The sequence below is a fragment of the Microbacterium sp. BDGP8 genome (assembly GCF_029991045.1).
Taxonomy (GTDB): domain Bacteria; phylum Actinomycetota; class Actinomycetes; order Actinomycetales; family Microbacteriaceae; genus Microbacterium; species Microbacterium plantarum.
This window is the reverse complement of the sequence record NZ_CP120712.1, coordinates 1,545,644-1,568,352: the sequence shown is the minus strand read 5'-3', so window position 1 is coordinate 1,568,352 and position 22,709 is coordinate 1,545,644. Positions and strand designations below refer to the sequence as shown.

Genomic DNA, 22,709 nt, shown 5'->3' with positions numbered 1-22,709 from the left:
GCCTAGTTCCTGTGGAGCGCGCCGCGCTCGTCCTCGCCCAGGCGCCGCGCAATGGCTGCGGCGAGCCCGGGATGCTCCGACAGATCGGGGTCGTTCTGCAGCACGGATGCGGCTTCGTCGCGCGCCTGCGCGATCAGGTCGGCATCCGCGACGACTCGCAGCAGACGAAGCGATGACCGCGCACCTGACTGAGCATCGCCGAGGACGTCTCCCTCGCCCCGCAGCTCGAGGTCGACCTCTGCGAGGGAGAAGCCGTCGGTCGTGGCCGCGACGGCCTCGACCCGTGACCGCGCCGCCGTATCGGGGTCTGCCTCGGTGACCAGCAGACACAGCCCGGGCACGCTGCCCCGGCCGACGCGGCCGCGCAGCTGATGAAGCTGCGACACTCCGAATCGTTCAGCCTCGAGGATCACCATGGTCGAGGCGTTCGGCACGTCGACGCCGACCTCGACGACTGTCGTGGCCACGAGCACGTCGATCTCACCGCGGGCGAACGCCTGCATGACGGCATCCTTCTCGTCTGCGGGCATCTTGCCGTGCAGCGTCGCGACGGTGAGGTCGGCGAACGACGGATGCTGTGCGAGCATCGCGGTGGCCTGAACGACTCCCCAGCGAGTCCGCGTCCGCGTGCCGTCTTCGAGCATGCCAGCGTCGTCGGTGTCGTCGACCACGGCCTTCTCGGCGTCGATCGCCGCACACACGACGAAGGCCTGTCGTCCCTGAGCGACCTCTTCGGCCACGCGCTCCCACACCCGGCCGAACCAGCCCGGCTTCTCGGCCAGAGGCGCGACGAAGGTGGAGATGCCCGCGCGCCCGGTCGGCATCGTGCGGATCGTCGACACGTCGAGGTCTCCGAAAACGGTCATCGCCACGGTGCGCGGGATCGGCGTCGCCGTCAGCACGAGCACGTGGGGCGAGGTGCCCTTCGCGCGGAGCGCCTCGCGCTGCTCGACGCCGAATCGGTGCTGCTCGTCGACGACGACCAGGCCGAGGTCGGCGAACGTCGTCGACGCACTCAGCAGCGCGTGGGTGCCCACCACGATCCGTGCCTGGCCGGATGCTGCCCGCAGGGCAGCCTTGCGCCGCTCAGCGGCCGGCTGCGCCCCCGTGAGCAGAGTGGGCATCAGCTCGGGGGCGAGCCGCGGCCCCAGCATCTTCGCGATGGATCGCACGTGCTGCGCCGCGAGGACCTCCGTCGGAGCGATGAGTGCTGCCTGCCCGCCGGACTGCGCAACCTGCAGCATGGCGCGAAGAGCCACGAGCGTTTTACCCGAACCCACCTCGCCCTGCACCAGCCGGTTCATCGGCCACTCGTTCACGAGATCGTCGGCGATCACGTCGCCGACGGCGATCTGATCGGGGGTGCGCTCGAAGGGCAGAGCGGCGTCGAACTGCTCGAGAAGGTCTCCCGCCGGTCGGGCAGTGGCGGCGAGTCGCCGCACCTGGATGCGGTGCTGCAGGAGCGCTGCCTGAAGGACGAAGGCCTCGTGCATGCGGAGGGTCTCGAACCCCGGCCGCACGTGCTCGGGGACGGTCGGGGTGTGCACCTGAACGAGCGCCGTCCGGGCATCGAGGAGCTGACGCCGTTCACGCAGCTCGTCGGGCAGCGGATCGGCCACGTCACCGAGCCGCGCGATGACGTCGGCGATGATCTTGCGCAGCTGCCAGCTCGTGATGGTGCTGGTGGCCGAGTAGATGGGGATCGGTTCGAGGCTTCGCGCGACCGCCGTCACGCGCGCCTCGACCTCGTCGTCGAAGAGCTCGTAGTCGGGGTGGGCGAACTGCTGCTTTCCCTTGAACACCCCGACCTTGCCCGAGAAGATGCCCTGTCGCCCGACCCGGAGCTCTTGGAGACGCCACTTCTGTCCGAAGAACGTCAGCGTCGCTTCGCCGACGCCATCGCTGATCACGACCTCGATGAGCGACCCTCGGCGCTGACGCATCGGACGCTCCGAAACCGATTCCACCTCGGCGACGATCGTCGCCATCTCCCCCACGGGCAGCGACGAGATCGGGGTCAGCTCGCCGCGGCGGGCGTAGCGACGCGGGTAGTGCGCGAGGAGGTCACCGACCGTCGACATCGCGAACGCACGCGAGAGCGTCGCGGCGACCTTCTCGCCCACGGCCTGCGGCAGCGGGGTATCCAGGTCGACCTGCGGCATGGAGTCGAGTCTAGGCAGGAGGTCGGACACGCTGCCGCCAGGCTTTACGGTAAGAGCATGCTCCGACGCGCGATCGCCCGCATCTTCTGGACGTTCAGCCGCTGGCGCCTCGTCAGCACGCCCGCACCCACACGACCCACCATCCTCATCGGTGCGCCGCACACCTCCAACTGGGATTTCGTGCTCATGCTCGCGATCGCGTGGCGTCTGCAGATCCCGGTCCGGTGGCTGGGCAAGAAGAGTCTGTTCCGCGGCTGGCGGAGCGGTCCGATGCGTCGCCTCGGCGGCATCCCCGTCGACCGGGACGACCCCTCGCGCGTCGTCGACGATGTCCTCGCGCAGATCGCGGCGGGCGAGGTGTTCGGTCTGGTCATCACCCCGGACGGGACCCGCACCTCCCGTACCGGCTGGAAGTCGGGGTTCTACCGCATCGCCCGCGCCTCGGGCCTGCCGGTGACGCTCGGGTACGTCGACCGCACCACCATGACTACCGGCCTCGGACCGACGATCGAGCTCACGGGCGACGTCGCCGCCGACATGGCCGTCATCCGCGAGTTCTACGCCGACAAGGCGGGGTTCCGCCCCGAGCTGCGTAGCGAGCCGCGCCTCCGCGACGAGAACGGCGGCAGCGCCGGCGACGAGGCCGCGGAACATACGGCGGGCCCGTCATGACACGCATCATCGCCGGCGCCGCCGGATCGCTCGTGCTGCGGGTTCCCGACCGCGGCACCCGACCGACGAGCGACCGGGTCCGCGAGTCGCTCTTCGGGGGGCTCGATGCCTCGGGCGTTCTCGACGGCGCGCGCGTGCTCGACCTCTACGCCGGTTCGGGTGCCCTCGGTCTCGAGGCCGTCAGTCGGGGCGCGGCGTCCGTCGACCTCGTCGAGAAGTCGGCGTCGGCGGCCGCCGTGACCGACCGCAACGCGCGAACCGTCGCTCGGGCCGTCGGCTCGTCGGCGGTCCGGGTCCATCGCAGCAGCGCCGACGCGTTTCTGCAGTCGGCATCCGGGCCCTTCGACCTCGTGTTCATCGACCCGCCTTACGACCTCGATGACGAGGCCCTCGCGATCACTCTCGCACTGCTGGCCGACGTCACCGCGCCAGGGGCGGTCGTCATCGTGGAACGCGCGAGCCGCTCCCCCCAGCCGCGCGTTCCGGCGCAGCTCGAACCGCTGCGCAGCAAGCGTTACGGCGATACCGCACTGTGGTGGTACGAACGCGCGGACAACGGTGGTCAGCCGCCCGCGCCGTCCCAGTCGCGGTAAGGGTCCCATCCGCCGGCCGAACGTTCCGGCCTACCGTCCACGGTGAGCGGGTCGAGGCCGGCCTGCTTCACCGAGCCGATGCGACGGAAGCCCGCGGGAAGCACCGTCCCGGCGGCGAAGGTCGCGAGGAGCGCATGATCCTCGCCGCCGCGAAGCGCGCGATCGCTGTCCGGGCCGAGCGTGCTCCGCTCGAGATCGATCGTCACGCTCGAGGCCTGGCCGAGACGACGAGCATCACGCACCAGGCCGTCGGACACGTCCATCATCGCGGTCGCGCCTGCTCGCGCCGCAGCTGTGCCGGACCCGATCGGTGGACGCGGGCGGAGCTGCCCCCGCACCGCGACGCGCTCGGACGGGCTCAGCGCAGCGTCATCGACGGCGATCGCCGCACCCCGCTCATCTCGGAACCGATCGAACAGGATGTCGAGACCCGCGGCAGCGAGACCGACATCGCCGCAGATCGCCACCATGTCACCGGGGCGTGCCCCGGAGCGCAGCACCGGAGCCCGGCCCGGGTCGAGCTCGCCGACCGCGGTGACGGCGATCGTGAGCGTATCGGAGCTCGTGAGATCGCCTCCCTCGACCCGGCATCCCGGGGCGAGCTCGTCGCACGCCTCTCGAAGCCCGGAGGCGAGTTCGCCGACGAACCCGATGCTCGTCTCGGGCGGCATGGCGAGAGCGACGAACAGGGCGACGGGTCGGGCACCCATCGCGGCGACGTCCGCGAGGTTGACGGCCGCAGCCTTCGCGCCGAGGTCTCGCCCGGACGACCAGGCCAGCCGGAAATCCGGACCGTGGATCAACGTGTCGGTGGTCACCACGACGCGTGCATCGGCGAGCCGCAGCACCGCGGCATCGTCGCCCGGCCCGACGAGCGCCTGGCCCGGGCCTAAGCGCTGGAGGATGTGCGCGAGCACAGCCTCTTCCGACAGGGAGCCGACGGGGGTGGCGGGATCGACGTCGGGCATGGTCCCACGCTACCCCGGCGGTCGTGGCCCCTCACGGCCCAGTACCCTGGAGGGATGCCGCTCCGCCGTACGATTCCCGCACTCGTCCTGGCCTCGGTGACTCTCGCCCTCGCCGGCTGCGCCGGGACCGTCAACGTCCCCGCGGCCCCGGAGGCGAATGCTCCCGAATGCGCAGACCTGATGGTTCGGCTTCCGCAGCAGGTCGCCGGCGCAGAGCGCCGCTGGACGGACAGCCAGGCAACGGCCGCGTGGGGCGATCCGGCGACCATCATCTTCTCGTGCGGTGTCGCCTCTCCCGGTCCCACGACGCTTCGCTGCGAATCGGTCGCCGGCGTCGACTGGGTCATCGACGAATCGGAAGCGCCGCGCTTCCGTGTCGTCACGTACGGGCGAAAGCCTGCAGTCGAGCTCTACTTCAACACCGAGACCTCGGCCGAGGTGCAGGGCGTATCGAGTCGAGAGGTCCTCGACGAACTGTCACGGGTCGTGTCGCGGCTGCCCAGCGACGGGGGTGCATGCGTCGACCGTGCGGAGGCGACCCCCGTCCCCTCGCCCGTCAGTCCCTGACGGCGCGCCCGACGGGCCGGGAGAGCGCGACCTCGATCAGCTCGGCGATGAGGTCGCTGTAGCTGAGGCCGGAGGCGATCCAGCACTTCGGGAACATCGAGATCGGCGTGAAGCCCGGCATCGTGTTGAGCTCGTTGACATACAGGCCGTCGGCCGTCTGGAAGAAGTCGACGCGCGCGAGCCCGCGGCCGTCGACGGCGGTGAATGCGGCGACCGCCATGTTCTGGAGCGCCTCGATCTCGTCAGCCGTCACATCGGCCGGACAGACGACCTCCGCGCCGTCACCGCCGAGGTACTTGCCCTCGAAGTCGTAGAACTCGCGCGTTGTGAGCACGATCTCCCCCGGCAGTGACGCTCGGGCGGAGTCTTCGCCGCGCCCCTCCAGAACCGCGACCTCGACCTCGCGGCCGACGATCGCCGGCTCGATCAGCACCTTGCCGTCTTCCGCGAACGCCAGCTCGAGGGCCGCGTCGAGCTCGGCCGCCTCGTGGACCTTCGACACCCCGACGCTCGATCCGGCGCGCGCCGGCTTGACGAAGCTCGGAAAGCCGAGGCCTGCGGCATCCACACGAACACCGTCGGGGTCTCGACGCCACCGGGTCTCTTCGACGGTGACCCAGGGAGCGACGGGGATGCCGGCAGCCTGCAGCACGATCTTCATGAAGTGCTTGTCCATGCACAGGGCGGAGTCGAAGACCCCGCCGCCGGCGTAGGGCAGCTGCAGCGTGTCGAAGAACCCCTGGATCGTGCCGTCCTCGCCGTGCGGACCATGCAGGATCGGCAGCACGACGTCGATCTCGCCGAGCGCCTCGACGGAGCCGTCGGCGCGGCGCACCCGGAGCTCTCGCCGGCCGCCGGGCTCGGGCCACAGGATGCGCGTGCCGTTGTCGACGACCTCCGGCATCCGTTCCGGGTTCAGCGCGAACTTATCGGCGTCGTCGTCCTCCAGGACGAACGCACCCTCGCGCGTGATCCCGACGGGGATCACGCGGTAGCGCTCACGATCGATCGCGCGCAGGACTCCGGCCGCCGTTGCGGAACTGATCGAGTGCTCGCTGGAACGCCCGCCGAAGAGCACCGCTACTGTTGTCGTCGCCATGGGGGGTCCTCTCGCCGGTCGGCTTGTCGTCGTCGGTGGTCAGGTGGGGCGCGATGTCGCGCGGGTTCATGGTGCCGTCGAGGACCATCTTGACCTGCTCGACGATCGGCATCTGCACTCCCGCCGCGCGCGCCAGTGTCAGGACGGGCGCGACCGAGGCCAGGCCTTCGGCGGTCTGGTCCATCTGCTTCACGACGTCCTGGAACGAATAGCCCTGCCCCAGCAGGCGCCCCGCCGTGTTGTTGCGGCTCAGGGGCGACTGGCACGTCGCGATGAGGTCGCCGAGGCCCGCGAGTCCCTGGAGGGTTTCGGGGTGAGCCCCCTGCGCCACGGCGAAGTCCGTCATCTCGACGAGACCGCGCGTGATGATGGACGCCTTCGTGTTCTCGCCGTACCCGACGCCGTCGACGATGCCGATCGCGACGGCGATCAGATTCTTCAGCACACCGCCGAACTCGGTGCCGATCACGTCGGTGTTCACGAACGTGCGGAAGTAGGAATTGCGTGCGCGCAGCGCGACCGCCTCAGCCGTCTCCTGGCTCGCAGACGCGATCACGGCGGCCGTCGGCTGTTCGCGTGCGATCTCGAGGGCGAGATTCGGTCCGGATGCGACCGCGATGCGGTTCGGGTCGCAGTCGAGCCCCTGCTCGATCACCTGGCTCATTCGCAGGCCTGTGCGCTTCTCGACGCCCTTCATGAGGGAGACGACGGGCATCGTTCCGCCGGCGATGAGGGGCCGGATGGCCGTGAGGTTCTCACGCAGCGCCTGACTCGATACGGCGAGGTACACCTGCTCGGCGCCCTGCAGCGCCTCCGAGAGATGGTGGGTGGCCGTCATCGAACGCGGGAGGTTGATGCCCGGCAGATACCGGCTGTTGCGCTTGCCTTCGCGGATCTCATGCGCGAGCTCGGCACGGCGCGCCCACATCGTGACCTGGGCGCCGCCGTCGGCGAGCACCTTGCCGAACGTGGTTCCCCAGCTACCCGAACCGATGACGGTGACCCGGGGTCCGGAGGTCTCGGGCTTACGGCTCAAGGCGACCCGTCTCCTTCTGGCCGTGCTGTCCCGGGTTCCAGCGCTCGGCGGGCGGGGTCTCGCCGCGAAGCTCGCCGAGCAGCCCCGAGATGCGGGCCATCACGGCGTCCGTTCCCGCCACCAGCTGCGTCGGCGACGGAGTCATGCCCGGTTCGAAAGGAAGCTCGACGCGCGGACCGAAGCGCACGCGGATGCGCTTGCGCAGCGGCCAGGCGCTGAACTTCCCGTAACGCGGGAGGATCGACTGAACGCCCCACGTGGCGACCGGGATGATCGGGATGTCGCCGGCCGCCGCGACCCGGACGGCACCCGACTTCCCTCGCATCGGCCACAGATCGGGCTCGCGCGTCAGCGAACCCTCGGGATACACGATCACGCCGCGACCGTCGGCCACGAGCTCGGCGGCCTGCGAGATCGCCTGGCCCGCCGCCGAGGCCGACGTCGTCCGCGAGACGGGGATCATGCCGAGGCCCTTCAGCACCGCACCCACGACGGGCACGCGGAAGAGGCTCTCCTTCGCCATGAATCGCGGTGCCCGGCCCAGGCGCCAGGTCGCCACTGCGATGACGATCGGGTCGAACTCGCTGTAGTGATTGGGCGCGAGGACGTACGGGCCCCCCTCCGGAAGATGCTCCCCGCCCTCGATCTCGATCCGGGCCAGCAGACCGACCGCGGGCACGACGAGGGCCGCGGCCAACCAGAACGGGGTCGGCTTCGTCTTCTCCGCGGACGCGCGACGGCGGTTGTGCGACACGCGTCAGCCGATGATGTCGAAGTCGGCGCCGAGCGCCTCGAGCTTGTCGAAGAACTTCTCGTAGCCCCGGCGGATGATCCCGACGTTGCGGACGACCGACGTTCCCTCGGCCGCGAGAGCCGCGATGACGTAGCTGTATCCGCCGCGCAGGTCGGGCACGACGACATCCGCACCGTGCAGCGGCGTCGGGCCCGTGATGACCGCGGCCTGCTCGAGGGCGCGACGCGGGACGCGACGGTCCGGGCTCGCGATGCCCTCGGGGTGCACCACGATCTGCGCGCCCATCTTGTTCAGCGCCTGAGTGAAGCCGAGACGGTTCTCGTAGACCGTCTCATGCACGGTCGAGACGCCTTCGGCCTGCGTCAGGGCGACGATGAGCGGCTGCTGCCAGTCGGTCATGAATCCGGGGTGGACATCGGTCTCGACCGAGACGGGACGCAGCGCGCCGTCGCGACGGAAGCGGATGCCGTCCTCCTGGATGTCGAAGTCGCCTCCGGCCTTGCGGAAGACGTTGAGGAAGGTGAGCATCTCCTGCTGCTTCGCACCGCCGACGAAGATGTCGCCGTCGGTCGCCAGGGCGGCGCACGCCCATGAGGCTGCTTCGTTGCGATCGAAGATCGACCGGTGGTCGTACCCGCGGAGCTTGTCGACGCCCTCGATGAAGATCACGCGATTCGGCTCGTAGGAGATGATCGCGCCCATCTTCTGCAGCACGGCGATCAGGTCCATGATCTCGGGTTCGATGGCGGCGTTGCGCAGCTCCGTCGTGCCCTTGGCCCGCACCGCAGTCAGCAGCACCTGCTCGGTGGCGCCGACGCTCGGGTAGGGCAGGTCGATGTCCGCACCGTGAAGTCCCTCGGGCGCCGAAAGACGGATGCCGTTGGGCTGCTTGTCGACGATCGCGCCGAACTTGCGGAGCGCGTCGAGATGGAAGTCGATGGGGCGGTCCCCGATTCGGCATCCGCCGAGGTCGGGGATGAACGCCTGGCCGAGCAGGTGCAGGAGCGGCCCGCAGAAGAGGATCGGGATGCGCGAGGCGCCGGCGTGCGCGTCGATCTCCTCGAAGCCGGCCGATTCGGCCCCGCTCGGGTCGAGCCGGTACGTGCCCTCGCCGTCGTCGGCGACCGTCACGCCGTGCACCTCGAGAAGGGACCGGACCACGGCCACATCGCTGATGTCAGGAACGTCGCGCAGGACGCTCTCGGTCTCGCCGAGCAGCGAGGCAACCATGGCCTTCGTCGCGAAGTTCTTCGCTCCCTTGACGTCGACACGTCCGACGAGGGGCCGCCCGCCCCGGATCTCGAGGATCTCGCCGTCTTCGCGACGGTTGCCGTTCTCCGATGCGGACGGCTCACTCGGCGGAGTGCTCATGCAGGACTTCCTCACTTGGTGATCGAGGGCGGGGCGGATCTTCGCCCCACGGTTCAGGGCGTGATCCGGGGCTACGCGACGGGGAGTGTCCGGGGTCGCCACGCCTCGCGGCGCGCCTCGAACTGCGCGATCGCCTCTTCATTGCGCAGCGTGAGCCCGATGTCGTCGAGTCCTTCGAGGAGCCTCCAACGAGTGTAATCGTCGATCTCGAACGGGACTCGGAGGTCGCCGAGAGCAGCGACGCGTGCCTCGAGATCGACCGTCATCCGCACCCCCGGCTGCGCATCCACGGCAGCCCAGATCGCCTCGCGATCCGACTCCGAGATGACACCGGCGAGGAGGCCCTGCTTGCCCGCGTTGCCGCGGAAGATGTCGGCGAACTTGGGTGCCAGCACGACGCGGAATCCGAAGTCGCGCAGCGCCCACACCGCATGCTCACGGCTCGATCCGGTACCGAAGTCGGGCCCGGCGACGAGGATCGACGCCCCCGCGAAAGCGGGCTGGTTCAGCACGAACTCGGGGTCCTGACGCCAGTTGGCAAAGAGCGCGTCCTCGAAGCCGGTCTTGGTGACGCGCTTCAGGTAGACGGCCGGGATGATCTGGTCGGTGTCGACGGCGGAGCGCTTGAGCGGTGCGACGACACCGGTATGGGTCTCGAACTTCTCCATGGTCAGGCCTCGACCTTCTCGCGTGCGGGCAGATCGCTCGGCGATGCGAGGCGCCCGAGCACAGCGGTGGCGGCGGCCACGAGCGGCGACACCAGGTGCGTACGGCCGCCCTTGCCCTGGCGTCCCTCGAAGTTGCGGTTGCTGGTCGACGCGCAGCGCTCGCCCGGAGCGAGCTGGTCGGGATTCATGCCTAGGCACATCGAGCAGCCGGCGAAGCGCCACTCGGCCCCGAACTCCGTGAAGACCCGGTCGAGGCCCTCTGCCTCAGCCTCGAGCCGAACGCGGGCGGAGCCCGGAACGACCATCACGCGAACTCCGTCAGCCTTCGTGCGCCCCTCGATGATCGACGCGAACGCGCGCAGGTCTTCGATGCGGCTATTGGTGCACGAACCCATGAAGACGGCGTCGACCGGGATCTCCTTGAGCGGAGTACCCGGCTGCAGGTCCATGTACTCGAGCGCGCGTTCAGCCGCCGCCTTCTCGTTCGGGTCGCTGAAGTCGTCGGGCGAGGGAACCGTCGCACTGAGCGAGACGCCCTGGCCGGGGTTGGTTCCCCACGTGACGAACGGCTCGAGCTCGGCCGCATCGATGAAGATCTCGGCGTCGTAGACGGCGCCCTCGTCGCTGGGGAGCGTGCGCCAGTAAGCGACGGCGTCATCCCAGTCCTGCCCGGTCGGCGCGTGCGGGCGACCCTTCACGTATTCGAAGGTGATCTCGTCGGGGGCCACCATGCCCGCGCGGGCGCCCGCCTCGATCGACATGTTGCACATGGTCATGCGCCCCTCCATGGAGAGGGCGCGGATGGCGCTGCCGCGGTACTCGAGCACGTAGCCCTGGCCGCCGTTGGTGCCGATCTTCGCGATCACGGCGAGGATGATGTCCTTCGCCGACACGCCTTCCTTCAGCTCGCCCTCGACGGTGATCGCCATCGTCTTGAACGGCTTCAGCGGGAGGGTCTGCGTCGCCATGACGTGCTCGACCTCGCTCGTGCCGATGCCGAACGCCATCGCGCCGAACGCACCGTGCGTCGAGGTGTGGCTGTCGCCGCACACGACCGTGATGCCCGGCATCGTGAGGCCGAGCTGGGGTCCGACGACATGGACGATGCCCTGCTCCGCGTCGCCGAGCGAGTGGAGGCGGACGCCGAACTCCTCGGCGTTGCGCCGAAGGGTCTCGATCTGCGTTCGGCTCGTGAGGTCCGCGATTGGCTTGTCGATGTCGAGCGTCGGGGTGTTGTGGTCCTCGGTCGCGATCGTCAGGTCGAGGCGCCGCAGCGGACGCCCCTCGGCACGCAGACCGTCGAAGGCCTGCGGGCTCGTGACCTCGTGCACGAGGTGCAAGTCGATGTAGATCAGGTCGGGCTGACCGTCTTCACCCTTGACGACGAGGTGGTCGTCCCAGACCTTTTCGGCGAGGGTGCGCGGGCGCTCGGGAGGGGTGGGAATGCTCATGGGTTTCGTTCTCCTTGCGAACCGGGATCAAGCCCACGACGGACTCCGCGGCGAGGAGGGGCTCAGAACGAGACCTCGCCGCGGCCGCTAAGGAGAAGGCGAGCGATCCGCATGCGGTCAGAATACCACCGGGCGCCGCGGCGGCGTCCGGTCACGAGCGCTCGTCGTCGCGCGGGTGCGGCTGCTCGACCGTGGGGGGCGTGCCCTGCTCGTCGGCGACGGCGGCCGCAGCCTGGGTCGGGCCGGCCGCGTCGCGGTCGTGCCGCGCGGCGATCAGACTGGCGACGGTCGCGACGAGCATGGCGCCGATGATGACGCCGAGCGACACCCACGTCGAGATCTCCGGCGCCCAGGCGATCCCGTCGCCGCCGTTGATGAACGCGAGCTCGTTCTCGTGCATCGCGTGGAGAATCAGCTTCACGCCGATGAACGCGAGGATGAACGCGATGCCGTAGTGCAGGTACTTGAGCCGGTCGAGCAGATCGCCCAGCAGGAAGTAGAGCTGGCGCAGCCCCATCAGCGCGAAGATGTTCGCGGTGAACACCAGGAACGGGTCCTGCGTGATGCCGAAGATCGCCGGGATCGAGTCGAGGGCGAACAGCAGATCGGTGACGCCGATCGCCACGAAGACGATGATCATCGGGGTGAACATCCGCTTGCCGTTCACGACGGTCCGGACCTTGGGGCCGTCGTACTCGTCGGAGATGTCCACCGTGCGACGGATGATGCGGACGAGGAAGTTCTCCTTCTTCACGTCGTCGTCGTGGTCGCCCTCGGGCAGCGCCTGCTTGATCGCCGTGTAGATGAGGAAGGCACCGAAGATGTAGAACACCCAGCTGAACTGCTCGATGATCGCCGCCCCCGCGAGGATGAAGAGACCTCGAAGCACCAGCGCGATGATGATGCCCACCATCAGCACCTTCTGCTGATACCGGCGCGGAACCGAGAACTGGCTCATGATCAGGACGAACACGAAGAGGTTGTCGATGGAGAGGCTGTATTCGGTCAGCCATCCGGCGACGAACTGTCCGGCGTGCTCGACGTCTGCAACGGCCCAGAGGATGCCGGCGAACACCAGCGCCAGGGAGACGTAGAACAGCACCCACAGCGTCGATTCCTTCGGCGACGGGATGTGGGGCCGCTTGACGATGATGAGCAGATCGGCGACGAGCACGAGCACCAGGACGACGAGCGCGACGATCTGGAACGGCACGGGGAGGTCCATGCGAGCCTTTCGGGGAGGAAGCCTCCCGAGACTACACCCCGGCTCCTCCGCGGCCCGGGTGTGAGACGGTTCGCGACGACGCGACACTGATGGGATGAGGGAAGGAACTCAGACGCATGGTCGACACGATCACACGCGGTGATGCCGAGCTCGTCGAAGCTGCGGTGTCCGGAAGTGAGCACGCCTTCCGTACGCTCTATCGCGCCTACGTGCGACCGGTGTACTGGCTCGCGCATGGCCTGCTGGGCGATCGCGTCGAAGCCGAGGACGTTACGCAGGAGACGTTCCTGGTGGCCTGGCGCAAACTGCCCGAGCTCGAGCTGGCGGGCGAGTCGCTGCTGCCGTGGCTCGTCACCATCTGCCGGTTCCAGAGCGCGAACCGCATCCGCCGACGGCAACGGGAACGACGCCACACGACGGATGAGGACGCCGCCGAGGTCGCCGACACGGTGGACGTCGAGCGGCAGGTCGTGCAGAGCGATCTCGTCGAACGCATCCTCGCGGCCGTCGGCTCGCTGAGCCCCCTCGACCAGGACATCTTCCGGCTCTGCGCCGCGGAGGGGTTCGCGTATCAAGCAGCAGCCGACCAGCTCGGCGTCAGCCACGGGACGGTCCGGAACCGGCTCTCCCGCATCCGCACATTCGTCCGCTCGAGCGTTGAACCGGAGCAGTCATGAACGATCTACCCGCCCTGGATGACAGCCGTATCGATGCGATCGAAGAGGCTCTGTTCGCGGACATCGGGCGCGAGCGGGCCGAACGCCGCGCCTCGGCTGACCGGGCCGCCGCGCAGCGGACGCGACGGCGGCGGGCCTGGTGGGGCGCGTCCGGCGCCGCGGCAGCCGTGATCGTCGTGGCCGCGGCCATCGCGCCGCAGCTGACGAGCAGCAGCGGCGGGGCATCCTCCGTCGCGCCCGCCACCGCCCCGGAGGGGTTCTTCGGCACGATGGAGAACGGCGAAGTGTCGCGAGACGCCGGCGACTCGGCGGCGCAGCCCGAGCCGTTCGCGTTGGACGGGTCGACCGATGAGGGGTCGGCCTCCGGCGCCGTGTCCGACTCCCCCGCCGGGCGCGACGTCATCGCCACAGCGTCCGCCACAGTGATCGCCGACGATCCCCGTGACGCGGCGGAATCGATCGCCGAGGCCGCCGTCGCCGCGGGCGGCTATGTCGAGTCGATGAGTCTCGGGGGCACGGCGGCGGGCGCGCTGCCGTACGCGGATGACCGCGCGGTCTGGCCTGCCTCCGCCGGCTCGGCCTGGGTGTCCGTCCGGGTTCCCGCAGCGAGCCTCGAGCAGGCCATCACTGCGCTCGCAGATGTCGGCGAGGTCGAGACCTCTCAGGTCTCACGCGACGACGTGACGACGCAGACGACCGACCTCCGCGCCCGGGTGTCCGCCGGGCAGGCATCCGTCGAGCGGTTGACGGAGCTGATGGGTGAAGCGGGATCGGTCGCCGACCTCATCGCAGCGGAGTCCGCACTCGCGGATCGGCAAGCCGAGCTCGACTCGCTGCAGCAGCAGCTCACGGCGCTCGAGTCCCAGGTCAGCCTGTCGTCGCTCACGGTGCAGCTGCAGACCCCGGCCGAGAAGGTGGACGCCGATCCCGCCGGCTTCGGCGACGGACTCGCGACGGGGTGGAACGGGCTCATCGCCACCTTCAACGGGATCGTCGTGGCGCTCGGGTTCCTGCTGCCCTGGCTCGTCGTGATCGGTCTCACCGCCGCGCTGATCTGGCTCGTCGTCTCGACGACGCGCCGGCGCCGAGCGCGACGGAGCTCCACCGGCGACTGACCTCGCGGGGCCGGAGGCCGGTTCCCGAGAAACGCGAAACGCCCATCCGATCGGATGGGCGTTTCGCAGTGGTGACCCCAGCGGGATTCGAACCCGCGTTACCGCCGTGAGAGGGCGGCGTACTAGGCCGCTATACGATGGGGCCGTACTTTTTTGTCTTCCCCGGGGCTCCGGAGGCAACCGTTAAAGTATGCCACGGGCTCGCGCATCCGGCAAAATCGAGGCCCCCATTGCCCTCTCGGGCGTGTCGGGCGTTGACTGAGGGCATGCATGTCACCAAGCACGAACACGCCTGCCTGCGCCTCGAGCGCGACGGCAAGACCCTGATCATCGACCCCGGCACGTTCACCTCGCCGCTCGAGGATCTGCATGACGTCGTGGCTGTCGTCGTCACGCACGAGCACCCCGACCACTGGACGTCGCAGCACCTGTCGACGATCCTCGAGCAGTTCCCGAACATCCCCGTCTACGGCCCGGAGGGTGTCGTGCGCGCGGCCGCAGGGTTCGACATCCGCGAGGTCTCCCCCGGCGACAAGCTCGAAGCGGGCCCGTTCAGCCTCGAGTTCTTCGGCGGACGCCACGCGGTGATCCACGAGTCGATCCCCGTGATCGACAACGTCGGCGTCCTCGTCGACGACGCGTTCTACTACCCCGGTGACTCGTACGCCGTGCCCAAGGGAGCGAAAGTGGAGCTTCTGGCGGCGCCCGTCGGCGCCCCTTGGCTGAAGATCGGCGACGCGATGGACTTCGTGCTCGAGGTCAAGCCGCGGCGTGTCTTCGCGACCCACGACATGACCCTCTCACCGGCAGGCCTCGCGATGGGGCGCGAGCGGCTGACGTGGGCGGCCCAGCAGAACGGCGGCGACTTCGTCGCGCTGGACCCGGGCGACTCCACCGACATCTGACCCGCGCGGGAACGACGGATGCCGTGGACCCGAAGGTCCACGGCATCCGTGTGTTCCGAGCGGATCAGGCCGCGTCGTGGTCGATCTCGAGGAAGGCGACGAGTTCATCGAGAGCCTTCTCGGCACCCTCACCCTCGGCCTTGAGCGTCACGACCGAGCCCTGCGAGGCGCCCAGGCCCATGATGCTCAGGATGCTGCCGGCGTTCAGGTCGGGGCCGCCCTCGACGGCGATCGTGACGGGAACGCCCTTCGACTGCACCTCCTGCACGAAGAGCTTCGCGGGGCGGGCGTGCAGTCCGGAGCTGCTCGCGATGGTGGCGGTGCGTTCTGCCATGGTGGTGTCTCCTCAGACTGTCGCGGTCGCCGCGGCCGGGGCCGGGGCGGTGGAGCTCTTGCGGACGTACTTCTTGAGCACGACGAGCAACAGCGCAGAAACGACGGTACCCGCCAGAAGCGCGACGAAGAAACCCCACACCGGCGAGATGGCGAACAGCACGAACACGCCGCCGTGCGGAGCGAAGCTCTGGACGCCGAACCACATGCTCAGCGCACCGGTGATCGCCCCACCGGCGAGCGAAGCCGGGATGACGCGCAGCGGGTCGGCCGCGGCGAACGGGATCGCCCCCTCACTGATGAACGAGGCGCCCAGCAGCCATGCCGCCTTGCCGTTCTCGCGCTCAACCGGCGTGAAGAGCGGACGGGCGAGCACCGTCGACGCGAGCGCAAGAGCCAGCGGCGGCACCATGCCCGCCGTCATGACCGCGGCCATGATGAGGTACGGCGCGGTGTTCTCGGTGGAGGCGGCCGCGAGTCCGGTCGTCGCGAAGACGTAGGCGACCTTGTTGATCGGACCGCCGAGGTCGAAGCACATCATCAGGCCCAGGATCACGCCGACGACGATGAGGCCCGCACCGCTCTGGGTGAGCGACGTGAGGCCATCGGTGAGGAGCGCCATGAGCGCGGCGATCGGCCGGCCGAGGAACAGGATCATGAGACCCGAGGCGACGATCGAACCGAGCAGCGGGATGATGACCACGGGCATCAGACCGCGCAGCCAGCGCGGGGCGGGGAGGCGCCCGAGCCACCAGGCCACGAAGCCGGCGAGGAAACCGCCGATGATGCCGCCGATGAAGCCGGCGCTCATCGTGACGGCGATCGCACCGGCGACGAATCCGGGAGCGATGCCCGGACGGTCGGCGATCGCGTAGGCGATGTAGCCCGCGAGAGCGGCCACCAGGAAGCCCATGGATGTCGAGCCGATCATGAACGCCACCGACCCGAGGTACTGGCCGAGCGGCCCGAACGGCGAGGTGATGTCGGTCGTGGGCAGGTTCCACAGCGCGTTGTCGATGATGACCTTCGACGCGTTCGCCGTGACCTCATAGCCGCCGAGGGCGAAACCGAGGGCGATCAGCAGCCCACCGCCGGCGACGAAGGGGATCATGTAGCTCACGCCCGTGAGCAGGATGCGCTGGATCTTCGCCCCCCACGACAGATTCTGCGACGCGGTGCCCGCACCGGAACCCGCATCCGCTGCCGCACCGCTGACGCGGGCGGCGTTCGGGTTGGACGCGGCGGCGACGGCCTCACGGATCATCTCCGCGGGCTGCTCGATGCCGCGCTTGACGCCCGAACGGATCACCGGCTTGCCGGCGAACCGTGAGATCTCACGGACGTCGACGTCGGTGGCGAAGATGACCGCGTCGGCGTTGTCGATGACGGATGCCGGCAGCGCCTGGTAGCCGCTGGAGCCCTGGGGTTCGACCACGAGGTCGATCCCGGCTTCCTTACCTGCGGCAGTCAGCGCGTCGGCAGCCATGAAGGTGTGGGCGATGCCCGTCGCGCAGGAGGTCACGGCGACGATGCGGGCGGGACGGCCGTCGATCGTCAGGTCGCCGGCGGTGGCCTCAGCCGGCGCGGCCGAGGTGGCCGTCGGCGCGGCGGCAGCGGGTGCTGGGGCGGCATCGCCCTCGCCGATCGCCGCGCGAACCGTACGCACGACGTCGTCGGCGGATGCCGCGGCGCGGAGGTCGCTCGTGAACGAGTCCTGCATCAGGCTGCGGGCGAGACGCGACAGCACCGCGAGGTGCTCTTCAGCGGCGTTCTCGGGCGCGGCGATGAGGAAGACGAGGTCGGCCGGGCCGTCGGGGGCTCCGAATGCCACGCCCGGCTTCAGTCGAGCGAACGCGAGCGAGGCCTGGGTCACCGCAGCGCTCTTCGCGTGCGGGATCGCGATGCCGCCGGGAAGCCCGGTCTCGTCCTTCTCTTCGCGCGCGATGGCGTCTTTCGCGAGGGCGTCGGCGTCCGTGGCGCGGCCCTGCGCTGCGACGAGGCGAGCGAGGGCGCGGATGACGTCTTTCTTGTCGGTCCCGAGGGGCGCGTCGAGGCTGACGAGCTCCGGGGTGATGGTGTCGGACACGGTGTCCTCCTGGTTCGAGTGTTGCGGGTCGTTCGGATCAGTGATGGAGCGCGCGGACGGGGATGTCCGCGGTGGGGAGATCGGTCGGCGTCGGGGCTTGCGTTCCCTCGAGCGCCGCGGCCGCCGAGCCGTACCGGATGGCGGAGACGAGCGCGGCTGCCGGGTCCGCGCCGCGCGAGTCGGCGAGGAGGAAGCCCGCGAGCGAGCTGTCACCGGCACCGACCGTGCTGCGGACGCGGGTGGGGGGCGGAGTCGCTGCCCACGCGCCGCGGTCGGAGACGAAGACCGCACCGTCGCCACCGAGGGTGACCAGCGCCGCGCCGACCGCCGCGGGGACCAGCTCGCGAGACGCGAGGTGGACGGCGTCGGCGAGGGTGTCGGCCGCCGGCAGCGGCGCGCCCAAGAGATCGGCGAGCTCCTCGTCGTTGGGCTTGATGAGGTCGGGACGTCCGTCCGCGACGACGGCGCGCAGCGCGGCTCCCGACGTGTCGACAGCGATCCGTGGGGCTTCCTCCCCCAACCGGTCGCGAACCGCGCGGATGACGCGGACGTAGGCGTCATCCGGCAGGCCGGGCGCGAGCGAGCCGGCGAGCACGAGCCACTGGGCACCGCGCGCGCACTGCGCGACGACGTCGATCACGTCGTCGAGGTCGGCCGCGCTCAGAGCCACACCGGGGAGATTGATCTTCGTCGTCTCGCCGGTCGGGTCTGTGACCGCGATGTTCGCGCGAGTGCGGCCGTGCACCGCGACCGTGCGCACGTCGACATCCCCGTCCGCCAGCACCGCAGCGAACGGGTCGGCGGGGTCCAGGGGAAGCACGGCGAGACTGTCGACCCCCGACGCGTGCAGCACGCGCGCGACGTTGATGCCCTTGCCGCCGGCATCCTCGCGGACGGCGGACGCCGTCTGCACCTCGCCGACGCGCAACGACGCATCGATCGAGATGGTCCGGTCGAGCGACGGGTGCACCGTCAGGGTCACGATCATGCGATCCATACCTCCACGTCGGCCTCGCGCAGGGCGCGGGCGAGCTCCGAATCCGGCTCCCGGTCGGTCACGACGACGTCGAGGTCCGAGAGGTCGGCGAACGACACGAGCAGTTCGGCGTCGAACTTGTCGGCATCGACGAGGAGGATCACGCGCCGGGCTCCGGCGACGATGGCGCGCTTCACGGCGGCCTCGTCGGGGTCGGGCGTCGTGAGTCCGGCATCTCGGGCGATGCCGTTCGTGCCGAGGAAGGCGACGTCGGGCCGCAGCCGCGTGATGGCGCCGACGGTATCCGATCCGACGGCCGCCGCGGTGAGGCCCCGAACGCGTCCGCCGATCGCCGTCAGGCCGATACCGGCCGCTCCGGCGAGCGAATGGGCGATCGTCATCGAATGGGTGACGACCTCGAGCCCGGTCGGCGCACTGCGCTCGATGAGTGCGTCCGCGAAGGCGCCGGTGGTCGTGCCGGCATCCACGTAGATCGATCCGGTCCCGGACGGGAGCGCTGCCAGAGCACGCCGGGCGATCCGTTCCTTGGCCGCCGAGTGGCGCTGGGAGCGTTCCGCGACGGATGGCTCGGCGGTGCTGACGCGCTCCGCCGACACCGCGCCGCCGTGAACCCGGCGGAGAACGCCGGTCTCCTCCAGGGCCGCGAGGTCGCGCCGGACCGTCTCGGTCGTGACATCGAAACGCGAAGCGAGGTCGACGACGGCCACGCGACCGTGGGCGGCGAGCATTCGTTCGATGAGCTGCTGGCGCTCCATTGCGTACACGACATCCTCCTTCGGATGCCCACACGTTACAACGCATTCACACGCAAAGCAACAGAAAGCAACACGGTATTTGGTCCCACCGCGAAGGACGAAGAAGGGAGGTGCCGGCCGCAGCCGACACCTCCCCTTCAGGCGAGTCCGAGGCTCAGGCCTCGCTCATCGCGATGACCTCCTGCTGACCGCGTGCTGCGAGCGCGGCGGCACGAGCGGCGATGCGGCGCTCCTGCTCGATCTGGCCGGCGTCGAGGGTCTCCTGGTCGACCGGGTAGCTCTCCACCTTGTTCACGCCGTTGTACTTGGCGATGTAGGCATCGAGCTCGGGACCCGACTCCCACGAGGTGATGAGGCAGTAGCGCGGCTCGTCACCGTAGTGAGCTGCCGCGTGCCACAGGCGCTGGGTGTCGACGATGAGCTGCGCACCGGCGGGCAGCGCGATGCGGGTCTCCTCGCTGGGGTCGGTGCGGTTCTCACGGAGCACGAAGTAGCTCGTCTTGTCATCCGTCAGGTTGAAGAAGCCGCGAACGACCCAGCCCGTGCCGTCGGGGTTGAGGCGGTTGTTGTCGTCCTGGTGCAGGTTGTAGAGGCAGTCGGCGTACGTGTTCGGCTGCAGCTCGATGATGCGGCAGCGGCCGACGTTGGCGCCGGGCTCCTGCGCACGCGCGGTCAGCGTCGGAGCGATCGCGGTCTGCGAGTCGATCCACACGCCGTCCTTGTCGGTGCGCGGCGGCTTGTGGTTCCAGAAACCGTTGCACTCGATCTCACCCTTGGCCGAGGCCAGCGGAGCGAAACGGGTGTCGCCGGAGGACTTCCAGTCGACGTACTCGACGTCGAGCCACTCCTTCGGATCGATCTCCTTGTTGTAGCGGTCGAGGACGACGTAGCCGGTCTCCTCGAGGGCAGCGGACTTGATGTAACCCATGACGGATCATGACCTTTCTGTCGGACAAGCGAAGTTTTTACAGGCCCGACTTAGGTCAGCCTACCTAGGGCTCCTGAACGCGCCGGTAGACTCGTCCGGGGTTTTCGAGGAGCGATTTCGGAGAACATGAGCACTGCCACGAATGTCGAAGCGACCGCCGTCAACACGATCGGCTGGCTCTCGGCATCCGAGACCACCATCGTCGTCCCGGTCTATCAGCGGCAGTACCGCTGGGACATCGGCGGGTGCGAGCAGCTGCTCGGCGACATCCGGTCGGTGTCGGCCTCCGACGACACTCATACCCACTTCATCGGATCGATCCTCTCCACCGCGAGCACCTCGTCCGACGACGACGCGCAGCTCGTGCTCATCGATGGTCAGCAGCGGATCACGACCCTGATGCTGCTCGTCGCGGCACTCCACCACACGCTGCGCGACGACGATCCCGACCTCGCGCGGGAGCTCGAGGCGGTGCTCGTCCGCGCCGACGACCCGACGCGCACCAAGCTCCGTCCCCACCGAGCCTGGGCCGACGTCTTCGAGAGCGTCGTCCTCGACCGGCGCTCCCCCGAAGACGAGCAGCGCGCCTCGCGCTTCGACGACAACTACGCGTTCTTCCGCAGCCAGATCCGGCCCGGCGAGGCCGCCGCGCTGTGGCGCGGCCTGCAGAAGCTCGAGCACGTCGCCATCACTCTGGGGGCGCAGGCCAACGCTCAGCAGATCTTCGAGAGCCTGAACTCGACGGGCGAGCCGCTGCGCGACCACGAGCTCATTCACAACTACGTGCTGATGGGGCTCACGCACGGCGAGCAGAACGAGATCGAGCAGGAGTACTGGCTCCCGATCGAGCAGAACACCGGCGACGCGATCGGGTCATTCTGGAACCACTACCTCGTCATGCTCACGGGGCGCGAGGTGCTCATCACCGGAGGACGCGGCGTCTACGACGTCTTCCGGCAGCAGTTCCCCCGGCTCGACATCGGCAGCCTGCGGGAGCACGCGACGAGCTGGCGGACGTTCTCGGGGATCTACCGCGAGCTCCTCGACCCGGCCACGAGCGACGACCCCGAGGTCGGCCGGCAGCTCGGCTACCTCGCGGTGCTGGGACGTCAGATGTTCCCGCTCGCGATGCGGCTCGTTCACGACCAGCGCGCCGGCATCCTGCCCCGCGACGAGCTGATCGCCCGTCTCGAAGACATCCAGTCGCTCCTGCTGCGCCGTGTCGTCGTCGGCATCGCGACGGAGCGGCTCGTCGCACGGCTGTGCCGTGCGTACGCCGAGGGGCCGGACGCGCTGACCCGCGCCATCGCGCGAATAACGCCCTCGGACGAGCGCGTGCGCGTCGGACTCAAGTACAGCGACCTCCCCCACCCGCGCTACGTTCTCGGCCGCCTCGCCGACGTGGATCCCGCAGACCTCCTCGACGTTTCGCCGGTCTTCCCTGCCGGTGCCGGCGACGACTGGTCGGGAGACGGCACGCGACGCTTCGCCGATTACAGCGAAGACGAGCAGAACAGCCACCGCGCCCTGGCGCACACGATCGGCAACCTCACGCTGCTCGAACAGGATCGCGCGGAGCGCGCGCTAGACGCGACCTTCCCGCAGCTGCGTCCTCTCCTCGCGGGCAGCTCGGTGCAGATGTCGCGCGACGTGGCCGAGCGCCCGAGCTGGGACACCGCAGCCATCGGGGCGCGTACCGAGGAGCTCGCGGCGCGCTTCGTCGAGGTCTGGCGCCGTCCCGCGCTGACAGGGATCGACGACGACAACCTCACGCCGATCCTGGATGCCAAGCTGCGACGGGGCTGGCCGCGCGGCTGGCAGCGCGAGTTCGACTACGTCGAGTTCCGCGGTGAGCACTGGGAGGTGCCTGACGTCCGGTACCTGTTCAACCGCGTCTTCAAGCGCCTCTGGGTGGACTCCCGTCAGAGCGTCGTCGACTTCAGTGCTCGTCGCGGCGGCCCGGTGTACCCGGCGATGGCATGGAACGGCCAGTGGGACGAGCTCGGTGAGGGCAGCTACCTCTACATGGGTTGGGACTCCCGTTACATGCTCACGGCGGTCCAGGGCGTTCTCGAAGAGGCCGGCTGGGCGTCGGAGGTCTTCCTGAAGTACTCGTACATCGGCGAGGCGATGCGCTGATCGCCTAGCAGAGTCGGAAGCGCGGCGTCAACGACCCCGACGCCCCGCCTGCGACCGCGTAGTTTCACTGTTGTACGTGAGCGGCTCGGTAGAGACGGTGTTCGGGTCACTTTCTCCCAGGGCTCACTGACGGCCCCGCCGTGAGATCTCATCTCCGGCGGGGTCGTCCCCTTCTCCGGAGTCGTTCAGACCGGGTGTCGTAGAATTC

21 protein-coding genes and 1 tRNA gene are annotated in these 22,709 nt (G+C 69.3%); 7 read left to right on the top strand and 15 right to left on the bottom strand.

Annotated features, from left to right (window positions below; all coding sequences use genetic code 11):
- Positions 1-2: 2 nt before the first annotated feature.
- The gene (locus P6897_RS07575) at positions 3-2,162 is read right to left on the bottom strand and encodes an ATP-dependent DNA helicase RecG (RefSeq protein WP_282502514.1); all 2,160 of its coding nucleotides are present in this window, start codon (positions 2,160-2,162) and stop codon (positions 3-5) included.
- 57 nt (positions 2,163-2,219) lie between these two features.
- Here P6897_RS07575 and P6897_RS07570 point away from each other — a divergent pair, with 57 nt between their 5' ends.
- Together P6897_RS07570 and rsmD are read left to right on the top strand one after the other, a co-directional pair.
- A complete protein-coding gene (locus tag P6897_RS07570; protein WP_114589327.1) occupies positions 2,220-2,834 on the top strand; it encodes a 1-acyl-sn-glycerol-3-phosphate acyltransferase in 615 nt (204 codons plus the stop codon).
- The gene (gene rsmD, locus P6897_RS07565; RefSeq protein WP_282502513.1) at positions 2,831-3,427 is read left to right on the top strand and encodes a 16S rRNA (guanine(966)-N(2))-methyltransferase RsmD; all 597 of its coding nucleotides are present in this window, start codon (positions 2,831-2,833) and stop codon (positions 3,425-3,427) included. The genes P6897_RS07570 and rsmD overlap by 4 nt, the downstream gene beginning before the upstream one ends.
- Here rsmD and thiL read toward each other — a convergent pair.
- Positions 3,397-4,395 carry a thiamine-phosphate kinase gene (gene thiL / locus P6897_RS07560; RefSeq protein WP_282502512.1) on the bottom strand — a complete coding sequence of 333 codons (999 nt, stop codon included), beginning with the start codon at positions 4,393-4,395 and terminating at the stop codon, positions 3,397-3,399. The two genes, rsmD and thiL, sit on opposite strands and share 31 nt — an antisense overlap.
- 54 nt (positions 4,396-4,449) lie before the next feature.
- On the opposite strand from thiL, the gene P6897_RS07555 reads away from it, so the two are divergent.
- Entirely contained in the window at positions 4,450-4,962 is a 513-nt protein-coding gene (locus P6897_RS07555; protein WP_112614452.1) for a DUF3515 family protein, read from the top strand.
- Here P6897_RS07555 and P6897_RS07550 read toward each other — a convergent pair.
- The 7 genes from P6897_RS07550 to P6897_RS07520 form a co-directional block, all read right to left on the bottom strand.
- Positions 4,952-6,061: a D-alanine--D-alanine ligase family protein gene (locus tag P6897_RS07550; protein ID WP_282502511.1), complete on the bottom strand. Its 1,110-nt coding sequence runs from the start codon at positions 6,059-6,061 to the stop codon at positions 4,952-4,954. The two genes, P6897_RS07555 and P6897_RS07550, sit on opposite strands and share 11 nt — an antisense overlap.
- Positions 5,961-7,097 (bottom strand): NAD(P)H-dependent glycerol-3-phosphate dehydrogenase, encoded by a 1,137-nt coding sequence (locus tag P6897_RS07545; RefSeq protein ID WP_282502510.1) that lies wholly within the window; start codon positions 7,095-7,097, stop codon positions 5,961-5,963. The genes P6897_RS07550 and P6897_RS07545 overlap by 101 nt, the downstream gene beginning before the upstream one ends.
- On the bottom strand, positions 7,087-7,851 hold the full coding sequence (locus tag P6897_RS07540; RefSeq protein ID WP_282502509.1) for a lysophospholipid acyltransferase family protein: 765 nt from the start codon (positions 7,849-7,851) through the stop codon (positions 7,087-7,089). Before P6897_RS07540 ends, P6897_RS07545 begins: the two co-directional genes overlap by 11 nt.
- Before the next feature lie 3 nt (positions 7,852-7,854).
- Positions 7,855-9,222, bottom strand: coding sequence for a UDP-N-acetylglucosamine 1-carboxyvinyltransferase (gene murA / locus P6897_RS07535; RefSeq protein WP_282502508.1), 1,368 nt, complete (start codon positions 9,220-9,222; stop codon positions 7,855-7,857).
- A gap of 71 nt (positions 9,223-9,293) precedes the next feature.
- The gene (gene leuD, locus P6897_RS07530) at positions 9,294-9,890 is read right to left on the bottom strand and encodes a 3-isopropylmalate dehydratase small subunit (RefSeq protein ID WP_023951020.1); all 597 of its coding nucleotides are present in this window, start codon (positions 9,888-9,890) and stop codon (positions 9,294-9,296) included.
- A 2-nt stretch (positions 9,891-9,892) separates the two neighbouring features.
- On the bottom strand, positions 9,893-11,341 hold the full coding sequence (gene leuC / locus P6897_RS07525) for a 3-isopropylmalate dehydratase large subunit (RefSeq protein WP_282502506.1): 1,449 nt from the start codon (positions 11,339-11,341) through the stop codon (positions 9,893-9,895).
- Positions 11,342-11,492: 151 nt separating this feature from the next.
- Positions 11,493-12,566, bottom strand: coding sequence for a TerC family protein (locus P6897_RS07520; RefSeq protein WP_112614442.1), 1,074 nt, complete (start codon positions 12,564-12,566; stop codon positions 11,493-11,495).
- Between the two features lie 116 nt (positions 12,567-12,682).
- Here P6897_RS07520 and P6897_RS07515 point away from each other — a divergent pair, with 116 nt between their 5' ends.
- On the top strand, positions 12,683-13,243 hold the full coding sequence (locus P6897_RS07515) for a sigma-70 family RNA polymerase sigma factor (RefSeq protein ID WP_282502505.1): 561 nt from the start codon (positions 12,683-12,685) through the stop codon (positions 13,241-13,243).
- Complete coding sequence (locus tag P6897_RS07510; protein WP_282502503.1) at positions 13,240-14,358, top strand: DUF4349 domain-containing protein; 1,119 nt, start codon at positions 13,240-13,242, stop codon at positions 14,356-14,358. Before P6897_RS07515 ends, P6897_RS07510 begins: the two co-directional genes overlap by 4 nt.
- Before the next feature lie 69 nt (positions 14,359-14,427).
- Here the strand turns inward: P6897_RS07510 and P6897_RS07505 are convergent.
- Positions 14,428-14,503: transfer RNA gene (locus P6897_RS07505), tRNA-Glu, on the bottom strand.
- 121 nt (positions 14,504-14,624) lie between these two features.
- On the opposite strand from P6897_RS07505, the gene P6897_RS07500 reads away from it, so the two are divergent.
- Entirely contained in the window at positions 14,625-15,263 is a 639-nt protein-coding gene (locus P6897_RS07500) for an MBL fold metallo-hydrolase (protein ID WP_282502501.1), read from the top strand.
- Between the two features lie 64 nt (positions 15,264-15,327).
- Here P6897_RS07500 and P6897_RS07495 read toward each other — a convergent pair whose 3' ends face one another.
- The 5 genes from P6897_RS07495 to P6897_RS07475 all read right to left on the bottom strand — a co-directional run bounded on the left by P6897_RS07495 (position 15,328) and on the right by P6897_RS07475 (position 20,362).
- Positions 15,328-15,597 carry an HPr family phosphocarrier protein gene (locus P6897_RS07495; RefSeq protein WP_023951028.1) on the bottom strand — a complete coding sequence of 90 codons (270 nt, stop codon included), beginning with the start codon at positions 15,595-15,597 and terminating at the stop codon, positions 15,328-15,330.
- Positions 15,598-15,609: 12 nt separating this feature from the next.
- A complete protein-coding gene (locus P6897_RS07490; RefSeq protein WP_282502499.1) occupies positions 15,610-17,682 on the bottom strand; it encodes a fructose-specific PTS transporter subunit EIIC in 2,073 nt (690 codons plus the stop codon).
- A 37-nt stretch (positions 17,683-17,719) separates the two neighbouring features.
- Complete coding sequence (locus P6897_RS07485; RefSeq protein WP_282502498.1) at positions 17,720-18,670, bottom strand: 1-phosphofructokinase family hexose kinase; 951 nt, start codon at positions 18,668-18,670, stop codon at positions 17,720-17,722.
- Positions 18,667-19,443: a DeoR/GlpR family DNA-binding transcription regulator gene (locus tag P6897_RS07480; RefSeq protein WP_282502497.1), complete on the bottom strand. Its 777-nt coding sequence runs from the start codon at positions 19,441-19,443 to the stop codon at positions 18,667-18,669. Before P6897_RS07480 ends, P6897_RS07485 begins: the two co-directional genes overlap by 4 nt.
- Positions 19,444-19,588: 145 nt before the next feature.
- Positions 19,589-20,362 (bottom strand): hypothetical protein, encoded by a 774-nt coding sequence (locus P6897_RS07475; RefSeq protein ID WP_023951035.1) that lies wholly within the window; start codon positions 20,360-20,362, stop codon positions 19,589-19,591.
- A gap of 126 nt (positions 20,363-20,488) precedes the next feature.
- On the opposite strand from P6897_RS07475, the gene P6897_RS07470 reads away from it, so the two are divergent.
- Positions 20,489-22,501 (top strand): DUF262 domain-containing protein, encoded by a 2,013-nt coding sequence (locus P6897_RS07470; RefSeq protein WP_282502496.1) that lies wholly within the window; start codon positions 20,489-20,491, stop codon positions 22,499-22,501.
- Positions 22,502-22,709: the final 208 nt, after the last annotated feature.